The sequence below is a fragment of the Kitasatospora sp. NPDC036934 genome, from assembly GCF_055608425.1.
Map to the genome: position 1 here is coordinate 97,069 of NZ_JBVJQR010000013.1, position 17,913 is coordinate 114,981.

The window sequence follows — 17,913 nt, forward strand, 5'->3', positions numbered from 1 at the left end:
GGAAACAGATGACCCAGCTGCCCGACTTCCGGCTGGAGGCCTACTTCACCCGCTGGGAGTTCCGCGCCCGCCACCACCTGACCGCCTCCGACGCCCAGACCATGACGATGGCCGAGCTGCTCGCCCTGGCCGGCCCGGAGGACCGCGAGGCCTGGGACACCCTGTCGCTCGGCTACAGCGAGACCTTCGGCGACCCGGGCCTGCGGCAGGCGATCGCCGGGATGTACGAGCGGGTCGGGGCGGACGACGTGATCTGCTTCGGCGGCGCCCAGGAGGGGATCAACCTCGCCATGCAGGTGCTGCTCGGGCCGGGCGACCACGCGGTGGTGCTGACCCCCAACTACCAGTCCGCGGAGACCATTCCGCTCTCGCTCTGCGAGGTCACCGGCGTCGCGCTGGACGAGCGGCAGGACTGGGCGCTCGACCTGGACGCGGTGGAGGCGGCGCTTCGGCCGAACACCAGGGTCCTCTCGGTCAACTTCCCGAACAACCCGACCGGCACCCTGATCGACGCCGCCGACCTCGCCCGGCTGGCCGAGCTGTGCGAGGAGCGCGGCATCCGGCTGTTCTCCGACGAGGTCTACCGCGGCCTGGAGCGCGAGCCGGAGCGCGTCCTGCCGCAGGCCGCCGACCTCTCGCCCACCGCGCTCTCGCTCAACGTGACCTCCAAGTCGCTGGGCCTGCCCGGGCTCCGGATCGGCTGGATCGCCTGCCGGGACCGCGAGCTGCGCGGCCGGCTGGAGCGGGCCAAGCACTACACCACGATCTGCAACTCGGCGCCCAGCGAGGTGCTGGCCCGGATCGCGATCACCGCCCGGGAGCGGATCCTGGCCCGGAACCGGGGCATCATCGCCGAGAACCTGCCGCTCTTCGACGCCTTCTTCGCCGAGTTCCCCGAACTCTTCGAGTGGCGGGCCCCGGACGGTGGCTGCGTCTCCTACCCGCGCTACCTCGGGGCGGACGGCGTCGAGGACTTCTGCACCGCGCTGGTCGAGCAGGCGGGCGTGCTGCTGATGCCGGCGAGCATGTTCCGCTCCGAGCTCACCCCCACCCCGGCCGACCGCTTCCGGATCGGCGTCGGCCGCCGCGATCCGGGCCCGGCGCTGGAGGCCTTCGCCGAGTGGCTGCGCAAGCGCTGAAACGCGTCCGGGGCCGGGGCACCCGCGCCGGGTGTCCCGGCCCCGGGCTGCGGGCAGGTCCTAGAGCTTCTGCCAGGCCGGCTTGGCGGCGTAGGTGTCGCGGAAGTAGTCGGCGAGCTTGAGGCGGGAGGCGGCGGCCTCGTCCACCACCACGGTGGCGTGCGGGTGCAGCTGCAGCGCCGAGGCGGGGACGGCGGCGGCCAGCGGGCCCTCGACGGCCAGGGCGACGGCCTCGGCCTTGGCCTCGCCGGTGGCCAGCAGGACCAGGTGGCGGGCCTCCAGGATGGTGCCGATGCCCTGGGTGATGACGTGGTGCGGGACCTCGTCGATGCTGTCGAAGAAGCGGGCGTTGTCCACCCGGGTCTGCCGGGTCAGGGTCTTGATCCTGGTCCGGGAGGCGAGCGAGGAGCAGGGCTCGTTGAAGCCGATGTGGCCGTCCGTGCCGATGCCCAGCAGCTGGAGGTCCACCCCGCCGGCCTCGGCCAGCGCGCGGTCGTAGGCGGTGGCGGCCGCGGCGATGTCGGCGGCGTTGCCGTCCGGGCCCAGGAAGGACTCCTCGGTCAGGCCGAGCGGCTCGACGACCTCGCGCAGCACCACCGAGCGGTAGGACTCCGGGTGGCCGGCCGGCAGGCCGACGTACTCGTCCAGCTGGCAGATCCGCGCCCGGGAGGCGTCCAGTCGGCCGTCCCGGACCCGGGCGGCGAGGGCCTGGTAGATCGGCAGCGGGGTCGAGCCGGTCGCGACGCCGAGCAGGGCCTCGGGCTTGTCGGCCAGCAGATCGGTGATCGCCGCGGCGATGAGTTCGCCGGCCGCTGGAGCGTCAGGGACGATCACGATTTCCATACTGGGTCCACCGTTCTGGGGCGAGGCTGAGGTCTAGACCTGCGCGGTCTAGACCAGTTTGCCGTGAACGTGGCCCCCAGGTCCACCCGGGGCTGCTGTCGGAGCCCGGGAGTTCTGCCTGGTCCGGGCTCCCGGTGCCGGACGGACGGGGAGCCGGGGCCCGAAAAGAGGCCCCGGCTCCCTGCGCCCTGTCGGACGGGCTGCCTGTCTTGCTGCCTGTCCTGCTGCCCTGTCTTACGGATGGCGTTCCACCGGTGAACGGTCGGGATGTTCCGAGATCCCCGACCGAGCAGGGGGCCGGATCAGAACGGGTTGGTGCAGGTGGTCACCTGCTTGCTGACGTCCAGCGCCGGGCCGGCGGTGGCGCAGATGATGCGGGGGGCGGTCGCGGTGACCTTCGGGGTGACGGCCTGGGCAGAGCCGAGTCGGACGGTCGTCGCGCTGGCGACCGTCTCCCACGGGCTGCCCCAGGCCTGCTGGGTGCGCACCTCTACCTGAACCATCGTCAACTGGGTGGGGTCCGCGCTGACCTGGGCGATGCCGACGATGCCCTCATCGTCGGCCTGGTGCGTGATGCAGGGGCGGTTGAGCACCGTGGCGCAGGTGACGGTGCCGGCCTCGGACGTCGCCGTGGCGGCCGTGGCGGGCGCAGCCGACAGCCCTGCTATCCCTGCCACCGTCATCATCACGGCTGCAATCCGAGTGCGCATGATACGAACCTCCTTGGAAATTAAGGGAATCTCACTCCTTGAGATGAGTGTTGCACACATCCTGGAATCGGCGAGTGTGCGTTGCGTCACACCCATGGTGACGGTTCAACTACTGGCTGCAATCGTTCGTCGGATGTTCAGCACGCGGACAAGTGCCGGCCTGACGGATGATCGGTTCGTGGGCGGCGCGAAGCCCTTCTCCCCATGGCGGAGCCAACTCCCCGCCGACCGTCCGGCGTTGGCCCCGACCCGTCACTCGTCCGGGTGGCGCATTGCCACCGGGGCGAATCGGACGGATACCATCGAGCCGATCCCACGGAGGTGGCTGCGTGGACACGGTCATCGTGCAACTGCCCGGCCCGGGGCCGGACCTGGCGCCCGGCGCGGCAACCGGTGCGCCCTCCGGCGCCGCGCCCGGACTGCTGCGGATGGGCCCCGGCGAGACCGCGGTGTTCGGACGCGGCGAGCCCGCCCGGCCGGTCGCCATCCCGCTGCCCGACCAGGGCGTCTCCCGCCGCGCGGGCGAGGTGGTCGCCGCCGAGGACTACTGGCGGCTGTCCAACTTCAGCGCCACCGCCACCTATGTGGTGGAGAACCTCGAAGGCGCCGGGGAACACATCAAGGTCGCCCCCGGACGCCTCGGCGCACCCGTCCCCTTCGAGCTCTCCCGCGTCCTGCTGCCCGCCCTCGGCGAACCCGCCGCCTTCAAGGTCTTCGCCCCGCAACACGCCTACCTGGACGGCCAATCCGGCGGTGCCGACGGCGAACGCACCGTAAGCCCCTTCGCCCTGGACCCGACCGCCAAGTACTTCCTGGTGCTGCTCGCGCTCTGCGAGCCCCGGCTTCGCTCGCCCTCCACCGCCGCCGTCCCCGGGGTGACCGAGGTACTGGCCCGGCTGCGCGCCCTGCCCTCCTGTCGCGGACTGACCCGCTCGGCGGTGAACTACCACATCGACTACCTGGTCGGCGCCAAACTGCGGCTGCGCGAGCCGTACGAGGAGGGCCCGGCCGGCGGCAAGCGCGAGGAACTGGTGGCCCTGGCCCTGCGGTTCGACCTCGTCCGGGAGGAACACCTCCCGCTGCTCCCGCCCCGGCGCCCGGTCATCCGGCCGTGAGCCCCGCCGACCAGCCGGGCACCGACCAGCCGGGCGCCGACCGACCGGACGCCTCTCCATCCGGCGCCGAGCGGCCGCCCTTCGAGGTCCCCGACGGCTACCCGCTGGCCGGCTACCGCACCGGTGCCTTCCTCGGCGCCGGCGCCTGGGGCAGCGTCTACGCCGCCGAGGGACCGGACGGCACCCCGGTCGCCGTCAAGATCCTCGGCCCGACCCGCTCCAGCCCCGGCCAACGCCGCACCATGGGCCAGATGGCTGCCGGCGAACTCCGCTTCAGCCGCCGCGCCGACCACCCCCACCTGATCCGCACCCTCGCCGTGGTCACCGTCGAGGACCCCGGCCATCCCGAACTGGACGGCGCCGTCGCCCTGGTGATGGAGCGCGCCGCCCGCAGCCTCCAGGACCTCCTCGCCGCCGCCCGCCCCGGAGCCCCGCTGTCCGGCGCCGAGCGGATCCTCACCGAGGTCTGCGCCGGGCTGACCCACATGCACCGGGCCGGCTGGGTGCACGGGGACCTCAAACCGGCCAACATCCTGCTGATGCCCGACGGCACCGCCAAGATCGCCGACTTCGGGCTGACCGCCGAACTCGAGGGCACCCACGCCTACGCCCCGCCGCTCGGTTCGCCCGACCACGTCCCGCCCGAGTGGTGGTCCCAGCGCACCGGCGCGCGCGGGGTCGCCGTACGCCCCGGCGCCGACGTCTGGGCCTTCGGGGTGATCGCCCACCAGCTGCTCACCGGCGGGCTGCACCCGTTCCTCGGCGCCACCGCGCGGGCCCGCTCGCTGGCCGCCCAGGCGTACGCGCGCGGCGCCGCCCCGCTGCGGCTGGACCAGGCACTGCCGACCCGCTGGCGGCCGGTGGTGGCGGCCTGCCTGGCGCCCGGCCGGGAGGAGCGCGCCCGCACCGACCTCGCCGCGTTGGTCGCCCGCGCCACCGCCCGCCCGGCGGGCCGCCGCCGGATGCCGCGGGCCGGCGTCGGCCTGCTGGCCTGCACGGCCGTGCTGCTCGCGGTGACCGGCGGCCCCGAGCCCGTCCGGCCGGGTGCCCACCGGGCCGCACCGCCGCTGCCCGGGGCGATCCCGGCCGGCTCCGACGTCCCGACCGCCTACCGGAGCATGATCGAGGACGCCGCCCGGCGCTGCCCGGAGCCTGAGGTCACCCCGGTCCTGCTGGCCGCGATGCTCAAGGCGGAGAGCGGGTTCGACCCGAACGCGGCCCGCCCGGAGACCGGAGAGTACGGCATCGCGATGTGGACGCCCGCCGTCTTCGAGGCCTGGGCCAAGGCCGCCAACCACGCGGGCCCCAAGTCGTACCTGGACCCGGGCGACGCGATCGCGGCGATGGGCAACTACGTCTGCTGGCTCGACCAGCAGCTCAAGCGGCACGGCTTCACCCGGGACCTGCCCGCCCTGGTCACCGCCGCCTACCGGACCAGCGACAAGACCGTGACGGCCGAGGGCGGCGTCCCGGAACGGGTCCGGCCGCACGTCGACAAGGTGCTCCGCTATCTGGCCGACTACGGCGGGTGACGGTGCGAATCGGGATGAGTCGTGCCACATCCCCCCGTATCCCGGCGCGGGCACCCGGAGGACCGGCCACCGGTCTGGGATCCTCGGGCGCATGATCACGAAGCTCCGCGCGGCCACCGCGCAATGGACCGTCGTCGTCCCGGTGGCGGCGTTCGTCGTCCTCGCCCTGACCTGGCACGAGGACCTGCCCGGCTGGGTGGTGGGGGTGGTCGCCGTGTTCCTGATCGGAGCCGTGCTGGCGGCCGTGCACCACGCCGAGGTGATCGCGCACTGGACCGGGGAGCCGTTCGGATCGCTGGTGCTCGCGGTGGCCGTCACGGTGATCGAGGTCGCGCTGATCGTCACGCTGATGGCCGACGGCGGGGACAAGTCCGCCACCCTCGCCCGGGACACCGTGTTCGCCGCCGTGATGATCACCTGCAACGGGATCATGGGCCTGTCGATCATCGTGGCCGCGGTCAAGTACCGCACCGCCGTCTTCAACGCCGAGGGCACCGGCACGGCGCTCGCCTGCATCGCCACCCTCGCCACCCTCAGCATGGTGCTGCCGACCTTCACCACCAGCACCCCCGGCCCGCAGTTCTCCACCACCCAGCTGACCTACGCGGCCATCGCCTCGCTGGTGGTGTACGGGCTGTTCGTGACCACCCAGACCCTGCGGCACCGGGACTACTTCCTGCCGGTCACCCCGGAGGGCAAGGTCCGCCGGGTGGAGGACGAGGAGGACCACGCGGCGCCCCCCACCGTCCGGGCCGCCGGGGTGAGCCTGCTGCTGCTCGCCGTCGCGCTGGTCGCGGTGGTCGGCCTGGCCAAGGGCGTCTCGCCGACCATCGAGTCCGCGGTGGACGGCGCCGGGCTGCCGCACGCCGTGGTCGGCGTGGTGATCGCGATGATGGTGCTGCTGCCGGAGACCATCGCGGCGCTGCGCTCGGCCGTCCGCAACCGGGTGCAGACCAGCCTCAACCTGGCCCTCGGCTCGGCGCTCGCCAGCATCGGCCTGACCATCCCGGCGGTCGCGATCGCCTCGGTCTGGCTCTCCGGCCCGCTCGTGCTCGGCCTCGAACCCTCGCACCTGGTGCTGCTGACCCTGACGGTCGTGCTCGGCACCCTGACCGTCATCCCGCGCCGGGCGACCCTGCTGCAGGGCGCGCTGCACCTGGGGGTGCTGGCGGAGTTCGTGGTGCTGGCGGTGAATCCGTGACGACGGTGAACCACTGAGGCCCTCCGGGCCGTAGTACTGAACGGAAGCCCCTGGCACGTCCCCCCGTGCGGTCAGGGGCTTCCGTCGTCTTCGGCCGTGACCTGCTTGGGAGCGGGCGGGTCACGGCCCGGAGACCCCCGGCCCACCGGTGGTACGGCGGGCCGGGACTCCGTGACGGCCGCGGCTCAGACGCGGCCATGGCGGCCTCCGGGGGGCTCAGACCCCCGGAGACGGCGTCGGGGTACCTCGGGAGGCGGGGTGCCTCAGGAGGCAGGGGTACCTCGGGAGGTGGGGCTGCCTCAGGCGGAGGTGCGGCGACGGCGGGTGTAGGCCACCGCGCCGGCGCCGGCCACCAGCAGGGCGGTGCCCGCGCCCGCGTACAGCAGGGTGCCGTCGCTACCGGTGGTGGCCAGCTTCTTGCCGTCCGAGGCGGCGCCCGGGATCGGGGTCGGGACACTGACCTTGGCCGGAATGACCAGCGGCTGGTCCGGGGTGACCTTGGTGCCGGTCCCGGGGTGCACCGGGACGGTGGCGGTGGGCGGGGTGGTCGGGCCGGCGCTCGGCACGGTGCTGGGGGCGTCGGTCGGAACCTCGGCGGCCGGGGTGGTGGGCGCGGGGGTCTTCGCGGGCTCGGTGGCCGGGGTGGTCGGCGCCGGGGTCTTGGCCGGCTCGGTGGCCGGGGCGGTCGCGGGGGTGGTCGGCGGGGTGGTCGGGGGCACCACCGGCGGGGCGCTCGTCGTGGCCGAGTGGGAGGGCGCGGGGGTGTGCGACGGCGACGGGGTGTGGCTCGGCGACGGGGTGTGCGAGGGGGTGGTGCTCGGCACGGCGGTCGGGCTCGCCGACGGGGCCTTGGTCGGGCTCGCGGAGGGCTTGCCGGTCGGAGCCTGGGTCTGGCCGCCGCAGTCGACCTTGAAGACCTTGTGCTTGGGGTTGCTGACGTCCGGGTGCTCGGGCAGCTCGCCGTCGACCAGCGGGACGGCCTTCCAGAACAGCTTGTAGTGGCCGTCCGCCAGGTTGATGTCCTCGGTGCGGATGTGACCGTGGTCGTCGACCGGGAGGTCACCGAACACGACCGGCTCGGTCATGTCGCTGTTCATGTCGAAGATCGCCCAGAGCACGTCCTGGTTCGGGTCGAAGCCGAAGGAGTCCAGGTAGAAGGTGCAGACCTTGGGCTCGTTGCGCACGTCCTCCTGGCCGGTGGCGGCGTCGTGGATCTTCACGGTGCCGTTGTTGCCCGGGGCGCCCTTGCCGTTGCCGTTGCCGCCCGCGACGGCGTGCGCGGCGGGGGCGAGCAGGAGCAGGGCGGCGGCGGTCGGGACGGCCACCAGGGAGCGTGCGGCGGCGGAGCGGATGTGCATGTGTGTTCCATCGGGTGGGGCAGGCCGGGACGAGCCTGTGGGGTGGGAGGAGGTCTCCGGTCGGCCGCTGGACCGGGGGCGGGCCGCGTACGACGTGAGGGGCACAAAAGTTCCCCTAGTGGGAAACGTGACGCAAGGGAGGTTTGGCCGGAATGCCTCTCCGAGGGCGATTGGTCCGGCTAGTCCCTCGCAACGATCCGATCACCCGGTTGTGGGGAAATCGTGCGTCCCCCAGGTATCCGTGGCCGCCACGGGCGGCCGGCCCCGCCCGGAGGCCGGTGCGACGGCCCCATGGGTGGCCGGTATTGGCCGGTCCGGGGCACGGGTCCGCGTGTCGGGGCGGCGGGCGGAAGCCGGGGTTCTCTATCGTCCGTCTGGAACCGCCCAGCCCACCGATTCCGTGGTGCGCGCGGCCGATCGCGCGAGCAGCCGGTCGTGCCGGCCGCCCATCCGACCCAGGGGGAGTGCTCGATGCCCGGCCCAGAGCAGCAGGTGCGACCGGAGCGGCAGCGGCCCGCCCGGACCGAGGACAGTGCCGACGTCATCGTGGTCGGCGCCGGACCGGCCGGCGCCACCGCCGCCTACCACCTCGCCCGCACCGGCCTGGACGTCCTGCTGCTGGAGAAGTCGGCCTTCCCGCGTGAGAAGGTCTGCGGCGACGGCCTCACCCCGCGCACCGTCAAACAGCTGGTCGACATGGGCATCGACGTCTCCGAGGAGGCCGGCTGGCTGCACAACAAGGGCCTGCGGCTGATCTCCGGGCACCGCTCGCTGGAGTTCGACTGGCCCGAGCTGTCCGCCTACCCCGGTCACGGACTCGTGCGCCGCCGCGCCGACTTCGACGAACTGCTCGCCCGCAAGGCCGCGGCGGCCGGCGCCAGGCTCGTCGAACGGGCCAACGTGGCAGGGCCGTTGACGGACGAGCGGTCCGGCCGGATCACCGGTGTCAGCGCCAAGCTCGGCGAGGCCCGCGAGCCCGTCGAGTACCGCGCCCCGATCGTGGTGGCCGCGGACGGCAACTCCACCCGGCTGTCCGTCGCGATGAAGCGCTACCGGCGCACCGACCGCGCGATGGGCGTGGCCTACCGCACCTACTTCACCACCCCGCGCCACCAGGACCGCTACCTGGAGGCCTGGCTCGACCTGCGCGACCCCACCGACCCCGCCCACCGCCTGCTGCCCGGCTATGCCTGGGTGTTCGGCATGGGCGACGGCACCGCCAACGTCGGTCTCGGCGTCCTCGACACGGCCGGGACCGACCTCGACTGGCGGGATCTGCTGCGCCGCTGGTGCGCCGACCTCCCGCCCGGCTACGAGTACCACCCCGACGCCGTCACCGAGCCGATCCGCGGCTCCGCGCTCCCGATGGGCCTCAACCGCCAACCCCACTACGCCGATGGCCTGTTGCTGATCGGCGACGCGGGCGGCACGGTCAGCCCCGGCACCGGCGAGGGCATCGCCTACGCGATGGAGTCCGGCCGCTACGCCGCCGAGACCATCGTCCAGGCGCACGCCCGCCGCACCGACCGCGGTCGCGAACTCGCCCTGCGCGCCTACCCGCAGCGGCTGCGCTCCGCCTACGCGGGCTACTTCGCGCTCGGCCGGCTGGCCGCCGACCTACTCGGCCGCCCCCGGCTGCTGGGCGCCGCCGGGGCCGCCGGGCTGGGCCACCCGGCACTGCTGAAGGTGGCGTTCCGGCTGATGGTCAACCTGACCGAGCCCAACTCCAAGGACGCCCTGGACCGACTGCTCCACCTGGTGGGGAGGGTCGCCCCGGGGCGGTGAGCCCGGCCATCCTGCCGGGCGGGGGAGGCCGGTGTCCCGGGTTCGGCCGGAATCGGGGAGGCATGACAAGCCGTCAGCTGAATCTATTGACGGATTATCAGTCGATCGGATTGCCTGGTGGTGAACCGGCCACGGAGGGTGAGCGAACGCCCCTCCGCGGCCGGTTCCCTGACAGCCCCGACGGTCCGGGCGGTTCGGGCGGTCCGGGCGGTCGGGGCGGTCAGGACAGTCCGGCCACCCCGACCACCCCGATCGACGGAGACACCGTGCGCCTTCGCCTTCGCCTGCTCGTCGCGCCCCTCGCGGCCACCGCCGCCCTGACCGCCGTGACCGTCCCCGCCGCGGCAGCCACCCAGGGCACCGCCACCCCGGCCGACCAGTGCTCGGCCGCCTACCGGCACGACGACGCGCGCCTGGGCCCCCAGGACCTCCCGAGCAGCGGCCCGGTCGGCCGCCAACTCCTCGGCTACCAGCGCACCGGCGGCGCCGCCGAGCAGGACTTCCTGGCCGACTACTACGACCCGGGCGCGAACGGCGGCAAGGGCGGTTGGAAGTACCCGCCGTCCGACGGCTACGTCACCCTCCCCGACGGCAGCCCGGTCGAGTTCGACCTCACCCTCTACCCCAACCAGAACATCGACCGCTACGGCAGCGAGTACGGCGCCTTCCTCGCCCCCGAGGGCCTGCCCTACGCCAACCGCGCGATACCCCCGCAGAGCCTCGACGGCACCCCGGCGGCCGGCTGCAACTACCACGACTACAAGGTGGTCAAGCCGTTCAAGGTGCATGCCGGGCCCATCGCCCCCTGGTTCAACCAGCCCGGCTGGGGCCTGCAGTACCAGCTCGACGCCACCCTCCTCCCCGGCGGTCCCACCAAGCTCAACGTGCTCTGGCTGGTGGAGAACGGCTACCTCGCCCGGATCTGACCGGGGCGGCCGTCCGGTGGCCGCCGCGCCACCGGACGGGCCGGACGCCCAACCGGATATTCGCTGGCGGCGGCGGAGCGGCCGACGGTAGGAAGACGGGGTGACCACCAGCGACCCGGCGACCGACCGGCGCCTCTTCCAGCCCGCCGTCCTCGACCTCGGCGACGCCCTGCTCCGCCCCTGGGGCAGCGCCCTCGACCTGCCCGGCGGCACCCTCGCCGCTGTCTCGGCGGCCGCCGCGGACCAGGAGATCGCCCGCTGGAACCCGCTGCGCCACGCCATCGACCCGGCCGGCGCCGCCGCCTACCTCGACCGCGCCGACGAGCAGTGGGCCGACGGCGGCACCGCCTGCTTCGCCGTCACCGACGCCGCCGACGGCAGGCTGTGCGGCAACGTCGCCCTGAGCTGGACCGACCGGGCCGAGGGCATCGCCATGGTCGGCTACTGGCTGCTCGCCGCCGCCCGCGGCCGCGGCCTCGCCACCCGGGCCACCACCGCCGTCACCCGCTGGGGCGTCCGCACCGCCGGCGTCCGCCGCATCGAGCTCTACCACGCCGTCGGCAACACGCCGTCCTGCCAGGTCGCCCTCCGGGCCGGCTTCCCGTACGAGGGCACCCTGCGCGAGTCCTACCGCCACGCCGACGGCCCCTACCACGACGAACACCTGCACGCCCGCCTGGCCACCGACCCCGAGCCGGCCACCTGCGGCCCGACGGCGCCCGACGGAACGTGAGGAGCGGTCGTGCCGTCGACTACCGGTGGAACTGGGCGAGTTGGACGAGGTTGCCGCAGGTGTCGTCCAGCACCGCGACGGTGACCGGGCCCAGCGCCGTCGGCTCCTGGGTGAACCGCACCCCGAGCCGGTGCAGGCGGTCGTACTCGGCGTGCACGTTGTCCACCGCGAACTGGGCGGCCGGGATGCCGTCCTCGACCAGGGCGGTCTTGAACGGGCCGACGGCGCGGTGGTTGTCGGGCTCCAGAAGCAGCTCGGTGCCGTCCGGCTGTTCGGGGGAGACCACGGTGAGCCAGCGGTACTCGCCGAGCGGGACCTCCTCCTTCTTCACGAAGCCCAGCACCTCGGTGTAGAAGCGCAGCGCCTTGTCCTGGTCGTCGACGAACACGGTGGTCAGGTTGATCCTCATGGGGAGCCCTCCGAAGTGCCCGGGTGGTGGCGGCGGTTGCCGAGCCGATCGTAGATCGCCCGTAGCCAGGGCTGCCGGACGGCGGGCAGCCGGGCGAGGCGGTGGCACAGCAGGTACCGGTCGGGCTCGAACAGCCGGTACGGGCGCAGCGGCAGCGGGTCGTCGCGCTCCTCGCCGGCGGGCAGCCTGGTGGTGAGCCGGGCGGGCGGGAAGGCCAGGTACCTCCACACCCCGGCGTCCAGCGGGACGGGCAGCGCGCCGAAGCCGGCGGGCGGCTGCCAGGCGGCGCCCGTCCACGGGTGGCGGGGGACGAGGGCGATGGCCGGGGCCGGGGCGGGGGCGAGGCCCGGCCCGGCCAGGCCCAGGGTGCGGGCCGGGGGGCCCGCCGGGAGCAGCCGCTGGAGGGTGCGGCCGAAGGTCTCGGTGAGCAGGCCCGGGGGCACGGCCACCGGCTCTCCGCCGGAGGCCGCCAGCACCTCGGCCAGGGCCGTCCCGACGGCGGCGGTCCAGCGCCCGTTCCACCAGCCGGCCGGCTCGACCGGCGGCAGCGGGGGCACCGTCCAGGCGTCCCCGGCCGGGTGGGGCGGGCCCTCGACCGGCAGTCGGCGCACGGCCCGCGGGTGGAGCCACACCGCCTGCCAGCGGTAGCAGTCGTCGATCCGGGCGCCGACCGTGCGTCCGCACCCCGCGCAGGCCAGGTTCGAGTCCCCGGCCGCCGCGCAGCAGCCCTCGCACTCCTCGGGGATCAGCACGGTGGCGCGGGTGTCGCCGGGGGCCAGCAGCACCGCGCCGCCGGGCCCGCACCGCAGGCCGTGGACCGGCGCGTACACCCCCCGCGCGGCGGCCTCCGACGCCGTGACCTCGGCCCAGGGCCGCCAGGGCGGTTCGGACGGCTCCGGGTCGACGGCGAAGGTGCCCGGCTCCAGCAGCGGCGGCAGGTACCGGTCGCCGCCCTCCTGGTGGGCGTGCGGCGGCAGTGCCACCTCCGTCACCGGCACGGACAGCTCCGTGCCGCACCCCGCGCACGCGAACACCGCCACGCGCTCTCCCCCCGTTCGCCCGTGAACACCGGGCGTCCCGTGAACACTGGCAGTCTCGTGAACACCGGGAGTATCGCGGCCCGGGCACCGCGCGCCAAGCGGTTTTCGTCCGGCGCGGGGCCGGTTCCCGGCAGGCTGCGCGCGGGGCCGGGGAGCGTCCTAACCTGGAAGAGCGCGCACGATGCGTGGCCTGCGACGGAGGCACGGGAGAGGTGGCCATGACGGTGATCTCGGCGGCCCTCATCGGTACCGACTGGCGGCCCCGGCTGCCCGGCGGCGCCGAGCTGCTGCGCGAGTGCGCCGCGCGGGGCTGGACGGTGGTGCTGACCGGCCCCGGGCCGGCCGGTGCGCCCGCCCTGACCGTGACCACCCCCGGCGGCGATCCGGTGCGGGCCGCGCTGGCGCTGGTGGACGGCGCGCCCTCGCACGCCGTGGCGGTGGCCGGGAGCGTGCGCGAGGTGCGGGCGGCGCGGCGGGCCGGGGTGCCCTGCGTCGCCCTGGAGGCCGGCGGGGACGCCGGCCCCGAGCTGCGGGCGGCCGGCGCGGCCGAGGTGCACCGGGACGCCGCCGCCCTGCTGCGTGTCCTGGACGACAGCCTGCTCGCCCGTCCCCGGGCCTTCGGGCGCGTGGCCGCCGCAACAGGCGGTCCCCGGAACGGTTAACGCCGGCCCGTACCGGGCAACCGCCGGGTGCGAGCACGTCACCGGAAGTGTCGGAGGTGACCGAGATGGACGGACCCGCGTTGAGCGGATGGGAACGGCGTCTCCTCGAGGAGATCGAGTCCGATCTGCGCCAGGACGCGCGCCTCGACCGGAGGTTGAGCACGATGGGGGCGAAGCGGCCGAACCGGGTGCTGGCCGCGCTGCGCGGCGTCGGGCGCCGGATCTCGGCCGGGGTGCTGCTGACGGCGCTGGTGATGACGGCGATCTGCGTCGGCATCGCCGTGCGCACCCCGACGACGGCGGTGCTGGTCGCCCTCGGGGTGGTCTGGGTGGCCTCGGTGGCGGCGGTGGTGGCCGCCACGGCACTGCTGCGGCGGCGCCGGGGAGCGGGCCGGGCCGACAGCGCCGACCCGTTCCGTACGGACCGCTCGGACCGTACGGCCCGGAGGGAACGGCGCGAGCGCCGTGAGCGCGGTGACGGCGTGGAAGGACGGGAACGCCGGCCCTGGGACCGCCCGGAGGCGTGACGTGACGAGGGACCGAACCACCGAGAGGTGCGCATGAGTACTGACCTGTGGGAGTACCGCCCGGGCTCCCACCCCGCCGCCGACCCCACCCTGGTCGGGTACGAGGTCCAGGCCACCGACGGCCCGCTCGGCCGGGTCGAACAGGACGCCGGAGACCACCTGACGGTCGACGCCGGCCCCTGGGTGTCGGGCACCCGGGTGCTCGTCCCGGTCGGCCTGGTCGCCCGGATCGACCACCTGGACCGCGCCGTCCACCTCGACTGCCCGCGGGCCCGGCTCGCCGCCGTCCCGCCGCCGGCCGAGAACCTCACCGCCCGCCGCCGACACTGAGCCACGGGCTGGCCGTCCACCACCCTGACCGGCCGGACGATCGCCTACCTGGTCGCCCCCTACGGCGCAAAACAGCAGGAACCGGCCTCGCCCCGGCCTGCGGTGGTCGAGTCCGGCGGCCTCCCCCGGCTGTTCTCCACCCGCGCGGCGGCCGTGCGGCGCAAGTGAGCCGTCCGCAGGGGCCGTTGAGGCCCGGTGCGGAGTCGGCAGCCGGGAGGGCCGCCGCCGGAGCCGGAGGCCCCGCGCGGGTCAGTCCCCGCGCAGCCGGACGAAGGTGGCGGTGGGCGGGCGGCCGGTGAGGGTGAGTTCGGCGCGCAGCGGGGCGGTGAGCGGGTGCACCTCGCCGTGCTCGGGGTCGGTGGCGGGCGGGCCGAGCAGCGGGCCGGCCGCCCGGGAGACCTCGCGGGCCTGGACGGGGGTCAGCCGGGGGCTGGTCAGCACCACCCGGCCGTCGTCCAGCCGCAGCACCAGCGCGTGCGGCCGGGCCGCCGGGCCGGTGAGGGCAGTGACGGTGGCGTCCAGGGTGTCGGAGTGCCGGTACTTGACCCAGACGTGGCCCGCGCCGCGCGCGCGGTACGGGGCGGCCGCGGCCTTGCAGACCAGGCCCTCCACGCCGGTGTCGGCCAGCTGCGCCATCCACTCCAGGGCCTCCGCCCGGTCGGTGGTGGCCAGGACCGGCTGGATCGGCGGCGGGACGTCGGCCAGGGCGGCGAGCAGCAGCCGGCGCCGGTCGGTGAGCGGGAGGCGTCGGACGTCGCGGCCGGGCAGGGCGAGCAGGTCGAAGACAATCAGTCCGAGTGCGACGTCCGGGGCCGCGGCCCGGGCCCGGCGGGTGTGCAGCAGTTCCTCGAAGGCGAACCGGCCGCCCCGCCAGGCGACCAGCTCGGCGTCCAGCACCAGCCCCTCCGGCAGTCGGGCGACGGCGGCGGCGATCGGCGGGAACTCGGGAGCGAGGTCGCGGCCGCTGCGGGACTGCAGGAATGCCGGGCGCTCGCCGCGGGCGAAGGCGACGCAGCGGAAGCCGTCCAGTTTCAGCTCGTACTGGACGCCGCCGCCGCCCAGCCCGTCGGCGGGCGGTACTGCGCCGACGGCGACGGGGCGCATCACCTCGACGGGCGGGTGCAGCACCTGCCGGGGCTGGGCGGCGGCGGGGGGTGCGGTGGGCGCGGGCGGCGAGGTCGCCCCGGTCGAGGGGGCGGCCGGCAGCGGCCGGGCCTGCTCCGGGTCCAGCAGCGGCGCGAACAGGTCGCCGTGCGCGGCCAGCCGTCCCGGCAGCTCGGCCAGGGTGAACACCAGCTCCGCCTCCCCGCGGGCCCGCTCCAGCTCGGCCCAGCTGAGTGGGGTGGAGACGGTCGGCAGCGGCCGGGCGCGCAGGGTGTAGGGGGCGGCGGTGGTCTTCTTGGCGTTGTTCTGCGACCAGTCGACCAGCACCCGGCCGCGGCGCCGGGCCTTGGCCATGGTGTGCACCGCCAGCTCCGGGTGCTCGGCCTCCAGCGCGGCGGCCAGCGCCTTCGCGTACCCGGAGACCTCGCTGCTGGGGGTGGGCTCGATCGGCACCAACAGGTGCAGGCCCTTGGAGCCGGAGGTCTTCACCCAGGCGGAGAGGCCGTCCGCGGCCAGCCGTTCGCGCAGCAGCAGTGCGACCGCCCGGCAGGTGAGCACGTCGGCGCCCTCGCCCGGGTCGAGGTCCAGGACCAGCCGGTCGGCCAGGCCGGGCGCGGCGGCGTGCCACTGCGGGACGTGCAGCTCCAGGCAGCCCAGGTTGGCCACTGCCAGTAGGGCCGCGCCGTTCTCCAGCACCACCTGGCGCAGCCGCTCGCCGCTGGTGGGCACGTCCACCGTACGCACCCAGTCCGGGGTGCCGGGCGGCGGGTTCTTGGCGACGAACACCTCCGCCTCGACGCCGTCCGGGCAGCGCAGGAAGGACACCGGGCGGTCGCGCAGGTGGGGGAGCAGGGCGGTGTGCACGGCGGCGTAGTAGCGCAGCACCTCACCCTTGGGGGTGCCGATGCTCGGGTAGTACACCTTGTCGAGGTGGGACAGCGCGAGGGTGTGCCCGTCCACCGTCATCTGCGGCACGGTCGGTCTCCGAAGGCTCCTGCGGGTGGCCCCCGCAGCCAGTCTGCCCCGGCGCGGCCGATACCGCCCGGGGCCGACCAGGGCGTGGGCGTCACGAGGACGGGACGGGCCGGGGCGCGCCCGGGTAGGTGCCGAAGAACCAGTGGTTGCCCTCCGGGTCGGCGGCGGCGAAGTCGCGCGAGCCGTAGTCGGTCTCGGTCAGCCCGGTGGTGATCCTGGCCCCGGCGGCGACGGCCCGGGCGTGCACGCCGTCCGGGTCGGCGGTGACCACGTAGGCGCTGAAGGTGCCCGGCTCGCCCTTCCAGTCGCCCGGGGCCGTCTCGCGCGCCGAGCCGAGCATCACGCCGCCGCCCTCCGGCCAGGCCAGCTCGGCGTGGGAGACGAAGTCGCCCTCCCCGTAACTGACCACCTCCACGAAGCCGAAGGCGTCCGACAGGAAGCGGATCAGGGCCCGGGCGTCGTTCGCGCGCAGGGTGGGCCAGATCTGCGGGGCGGGGGTCTCGGTGTCCATGGCGTTCACTCCTCGGGTGGGGTGGTTACGCCTCCCACTCTGCGACCGCCCCGCCCTCCCCGCCTTGGACGTTTCGGAACTTCCCCGCCTCCGGCCCCTCCGCCGCCAGCCAGGCGCTCGGCGCGGCCCCGGCCAGCGCGCGGAACTCCCGGGCCAGGTGCGCCTGGTCGAAGTAGCCGCAGCGGACAGCCAGTTCCGCCAGCCGGGGCGGCGGCGAACCGGCCGCGAGCAGGTGCCGGGCCCGGTCGAAGCGGATCACCCGGGCGGCGGACTTCGGGCTCAGTCCGGTCTCCCGGCGGAACCGGTCCTGGAGGTACCGGGCGCTCCAGCCGGTCTCCCGGGCCAGTTCGGCCACCGGCAGCGCGCCGCCGCTGCGCCGCAGGGCCCGCCACGCCCAGGCCACCTCCGGCGGCACGAGCCCGGACGGCCGGGCGGCCCGCAGCAGCGCCCCGTCCAGTACCGCGAACCGCTCCGCCCAGTCGTCGGCCGCCCGCAGCCGCTCCCGCAGCTGCGCGCCGAGCCGCCCCAGCACCTCCTCCGCCGGGAGGTCGATCCCGGCCAACTCCCCGGCGGGCAGCCCGAACAGCGCCCTGGCGGCGAGTGGGTGCACGGCGATCTGCACCCCGGACTGGGCGCCCTTGTGGGTGATCAGCGCGGGGGAGGTGTGCAGGCCGCCGAGCAGCGTCGGGTAGCTGCCGGGCGGTTGCGCCGGATCCGGGTGGCCGGCGATCACCAGCGGCTCGTCCAGGGTGAGGATGAAGGTCAGGTACGGGGAGGGCAGACCGCGGTGCACGGCCGGGGCCAGGCCGCGCTGGCGGTAGCCGGAGTACCAGGCCACGTACGGTCGCAGGGCCGTCGCGGGCCGGGCACGGACGGCCTCGTCGACCGCCCCGGTGGCTTGCGTCGTCACGGGCCCAGTATCGGCGTCCGGGGTCGCGGGCGGGAGCGGGGTTGCCTATGGTGAGGGCACGGTCACTCCGCGAGGCGCGCGGTGCGCCGCGCGGGGGAGGACC

The 17,913-nt window shown here is 75.0% G+C and carries 18 protein-coding genes and 1 pseudogene; 10 read left to right on the top strand and 9 right to left on the bottom strand.

The features are described from left to right. Positions 1-8: 8 nt before the first annotated feature. Positions 9-1,139: an aminotransferase class I/II-fold pyridoxal phosphate-dependent enzyme gene (locus ACZ7BZ_RS21130; RefSeq protein ID WP_470359598.1), complete on the top strand. Its 1,131-nt coding sequence runs from the start codon at positions 9-11 to the stop codon at positions 1,137-1,139. 60 nt (positions 1,140-1,199) lie between these two features. On the opposite strand, the gene nagB is transcribed toward ACZ7BZ_RS21130, so the two are convergent. Together nagB and ACZ7BZ_RS21140 are read right to left on the bottom strand one after the other, a co-directional pair. Then, entirely contained in the window at positions 1,200-1,982 is a 783-nt protein-coding gene (gene nagB / locus ACZ7BZ_RS21135; RefSeq protein WP_470359599.1) for a glucosamine-6-phosphate deaminase, read from the bottom strand. A 302-nt stretch (positions 1,983-2,284) separates the two neighbouring features. Continuing rightward, entirely contained in the window at positions 2,285-2,692 is a 408-nt protein-coding gene (locus ACZ7BZ_RS21140) for a hypothetical protein (RefSeq protein ID WP_470359600.1), read from the bottom strand. Between the two features lie 329 nt (positions 2,693-3,021). On the opposite strand from ACZ7BZ_RS21140, the gene ACZ7BZ_RS21145 reads away from it, so the two are divergent. From ACZ7BZ_RS21145 to ACZ7BZ_RS21155, 3 genes are all read left to right on the top strand, one after another. Beyond that, entirely contained in the window at positions 3,022-3,807 is a 786-nt protein-coding gene (locus tag ACZ7BZ_RS21145) for a serine/threonine protein kinase (RefSeq protein WP_470359601.1), read from the top strand. After that, positions 3,804-5,339 carry a serine/threonine-protein kinase gene (locus ACZ7BZ_RS21150; protein WP_470359602.1) on the top strand — a complete coding sequence of 512 codons (1,536 nt, stop codon included), beginning with the start codon at positions 3,804-3,806 and terminating at the stop codon, positions 5,337-5,339. The genes ACZ7BZ_RS21145 and ACZ7BZ_RS21150 overlap by 4 nt, the downstream gene beginning before the upstream one ends. A gap of 91 nt (positions 5,340-5,430) precedes the next feature. Continuing rightward, complete coding sequence (locus ACZ7BZ_RS21155) at positions 5,431-6,540, top strand: calcium:cation antiporter (protein ID WP_470359603.1); 1,110 nt, start codon at positions 5,431-5,433, stop codon at positions 6,538-6,540. A gap of 299 nt (positions 6,541-6,839) precedes the next feature. Here the strand turns inward: ACZ7BZ_RS21155 and ACZ7BZ_RS21160 are convergent, their stop codons facing one another. Next, positions 6,840-7,898, bottom strand: a complete 1,059-nt coding sequence (locus ACZ7BZ_RS21160) for an LPXTG cell wall anchor domain-containing protein (protein WP_470359604.1) — start codon at positions 7,896-7,898, stop codon at positions 6,840-6,842. Between the two features lie 471 nt (positions 7,899-8,369). Here ACZ7BZ_RS21160 and ACZ7BZ_RS21165 point away from each other — a divergent pair, with 471 nt between their 5' ends. From ACZ7BZ_RS21165 to ACZ7BZ_RS21175, 3 genes are all read left to right on the top strand, one after another. Then, complete coding sequence (locus ACZ7BZ_RS21165) at positions 8,370-9,683, top strand: geranylgeranyl reductase family protein (RefSeq protein ID WP_470359605.1); 1,314 nt, start codon at positions 8,370-8,372, stop codon at positions 9,681-9,683. Between the two features lie 266 nt (positions 9,684-9,949). Continuing rightward, positions 9,950-10,609 carry a TNT domain-containing protein gene (locus tag ACZ7BZ_RS21170; protein WP_470359606.1) on the top strand — a complete coding sequence of 220 codons (660 nt, stop codon included), beginning with the start codon at positions 9,950-9,952 and terminating at the stop codon, positions 10,607-10,609. Positions 10,610-10,709: 100 nt separating this feature from the next. Next, on the top strand, positions 10,710-11,342 hold the full coding sequence (locus ACZ7BZ_RS21175) for a GNAT family N-acetyltransferase (RefSeq protein WP_470359607.1): 633 nt from the start codon (positions 10,710-10,712) through the stop codon (positions 11,340-11,342). A gap of 19 nt (positions 11,343-11,361) precedes the next feature. Here ACZ7BZ_RS21175 and ACZ7BZ_RS21180 read toward each other — a convergent pair whose 3' ends face one another. Together ACZ7BZ_RS21180 and ACZ7BZ_RS21185 are read right to left on the bottom strand one after the other, a co-directional pair. Further along, on the bottom strand, positions 11,362-11,751 hold the full coding sequence (locus ACZ7BZ_RS21180; RefSeq protein WP_470359608.1) for a VOC family protein: 390 nt from the start codon (positions 11,749-11,751) through the stop codon (positions 11,362-11,364). After that, positions 11,748-12,791, bottom strand: a complete 1,044-nt coding sequence (locus ACZ7BZ_RS21185) for a hypothetical protein (RefSeq protein ID WP_470359609.1) — start codon at positions 12,789-12,791, stop codon at positions 11,748-11,750. The genes ACZ7BZ_RS21180 and ACZ7BZ_RS21185 overlap by 4 nt, the downstream gene beginning before the upstream one ends. Positions 12,792-13,009: 218 nt before the next feature. On the opposite strand from ACZ7BZ_RS21185, the gene ACZ7BZ_RS21190 reads away from it, so the two are divergent. The 3 genes from ACZ7BZ_RS21190 to ACZ7BZ_RS21200 all read left to right on the top strand — a co-directional run bounded on the left by ACZ7BZ_RS21190 (position 13,010) and on the right by ACZ7BZ_RS21200 (position 14,310). Further along, the gene (locus ACZ7BZ_RS21190) at positions 13,010-13,453 is read left to right on the top strand and encodes an HAD family hydrolase (RefSeq protein WP_470359610.1); all 444 of its coding nucleotides are present in this window, start codon (positions 13,010-13,012) and stop codon (positions 13,451-13,453) included. Between the two features lie 65 nt (positions 13,454-13,518). Next, positions 13,519-13,980 (top strand): hypothetical protein, encoded by a 462-nt coding sequence (locus tag ACZ7BZ_RS21195; protein WP_470359611.1) that lies wholly within the window; start codon positions 13,519-13,521, stop codon positions 13,978-13,980. 33 nt (positions 13,981-14,013) lie between these two features. After that, positions 14,014-14,310, top strand: coding sequence for a PRC-barrel domain containing protein (locus ACZ7BZ_RS21200; RefSeq protein WP_470359612.1), 297 nt, complete (start codon positions 14,014-14,016; stop codon positions 14,308-14,310). Positions 14,311-14,559: 249 nt separating this feature from the next. Here the strand turns inward: ACZ7BZ_RS21200 and ACZ7BZ_RS21205 are convergent, their stop codons facing one another. The 4 genes and pseudogenes from ACZ7BZ_RS21205 to ACZ7BZ_RS21220 form a co-directional block, all read right to left on the bottom strand. Next, positions 14,560-15,414, bottom strand: coding sequence for an ATP-dependent DNA ligase (locus tag ACZ7BZ_RS21205; protein WP_470359751.1), 855 nt, complete (start codon positions 15,412-15,414; stop codon positions 14,560-14,562). Between the two features lie 96 nt (positions 15,415-15,510). Beyond that, positions 15,511-16,380, bottom strand: a pseudogene (gene ligD, locus ACZ7BZ_RS21210) (non-homologous end-joining DNA ligase); the annotation flags it as partial. 100 nt (positions 16,381-16,480) lie between these two features. Next, entirely contained in the window at positions 16,481-16,900 is a 420-nt protein-coding gene (locus tag ACZ7BZ_RS21215) for a VOC family protein (protein ID WP_470359613.1), read from the bottom strand. 25 nt (positions 16,901-16,925) lie between these two features. Beyond that, positions 16,926-17,810: a helix-turn-helix domain-containing protein gene (locus tag ACZ7BZ_RS21220; RefSeq protein WP_470359614.1), complete on the bottom strand. Its 885-nt coding sequence runs from the start codon at positions 17,808-17,810 to the stop codon at positions 16,926-16,928. Positions 17,811-17,913 lie beyond the last annotated feature (103 nt).

What these genes read in the sequence shown, in the direction of transcription:
- ACZ7BZ_RS21190 (WP_470359610.1), top strand. Translation starts at nt 13,010, where the DNA reads ATGACGGTGATCTCGGCGGCCCTCATCGGTACCGACTGGCGGCCCCGG.
- nagB (WP_470359599.1), bottom strand. Translation starts at nt 1,982, where the DNA reads ATGGAAATCGTGATCGTCCCTGACGCTCCAGCGGCCGGCGAACTCATC.
- ACZ7BZ_RS21155 (WP_470359603.1), top strand. Translation starts at nt 5,431, where the DNA reads ATGATCACGAAGCTCCGCGCGGCCACCGCGCAATGGACCGTCGTCGTC.
- ACZ7BZ_RS21195 (WP_470359611.1), top strand. Translation starts at nt 13,519, where the DNA reads ATGGACGGACCCGCGTTGAGCGGATGGGAACGGCGTCTCCTCGAGGAG.
- ACZ7BZ_RS21180 (WP_470359608.1), bottom strand. Translation starts at nt 11,751, where the DNA reads ATGAGGATCAACCTGACCACCGTGTTCGTCGACGACCAGGACAAGGCG.
- ACZ7BZ_RS21205 (WP_470359751.1), bottom strand. Translation starts at nt 15,414, where the DNA reads ATGCGCCCCGTCGCCGTCGGCGCAGTACCGCCCGCCGACGGGCTGGGC.
- ACZ7BZ_RS21165 (WP_470359605.1), top strand. Translation starts at nt 8,370, where the DNA reads ATGCCCGGCCCAGAGCAGCAGGTGCGACCGGAGCGGCAGCGGCCCGCC.
- ACZ7BZ_RS21130 (WP_470359598.1), top strand. Translation starts at nt 9, where the DNA reads ATGACCCAGCTGCCCGACTTCCGGCTGGAGGCCTACTTCACCCGCTGG.
- ACZ7BZ_RS21200 (WP_470359612.1), top strand. Translation starts at nt 14,014, where the DNA reads ATGAGTACTGACCTGTGGGAGTACCGCCCGGGCTCCCACCCCGCCGCC.
- ACZ7BZ_RS21160 (WP_470359604.1), bottom strand. Translation starts at nt 7,898, where the DNA reads ATGCACATCCGCTCCGCCGCCGCACGCTCCCTGGTGGCCGTCCCGACC.
- ACZ7BZ_RS21140 (WP_470359600.1), bottom strand. Translation starts at nt 2,692, where the DNA reads ATGCGCACTCGGATTGCAGCCGTGATGATGACGGTGGCAGGGATAGCA.
- ACZ7BZ_RS21215 (WP_470359613.1), bottom strand. Translation starts at nt 16,900, where the DNA reads ATGGACACCGAGACCCCCGCCCCGCAGATCTGGCCCACCCTGCGCGCG.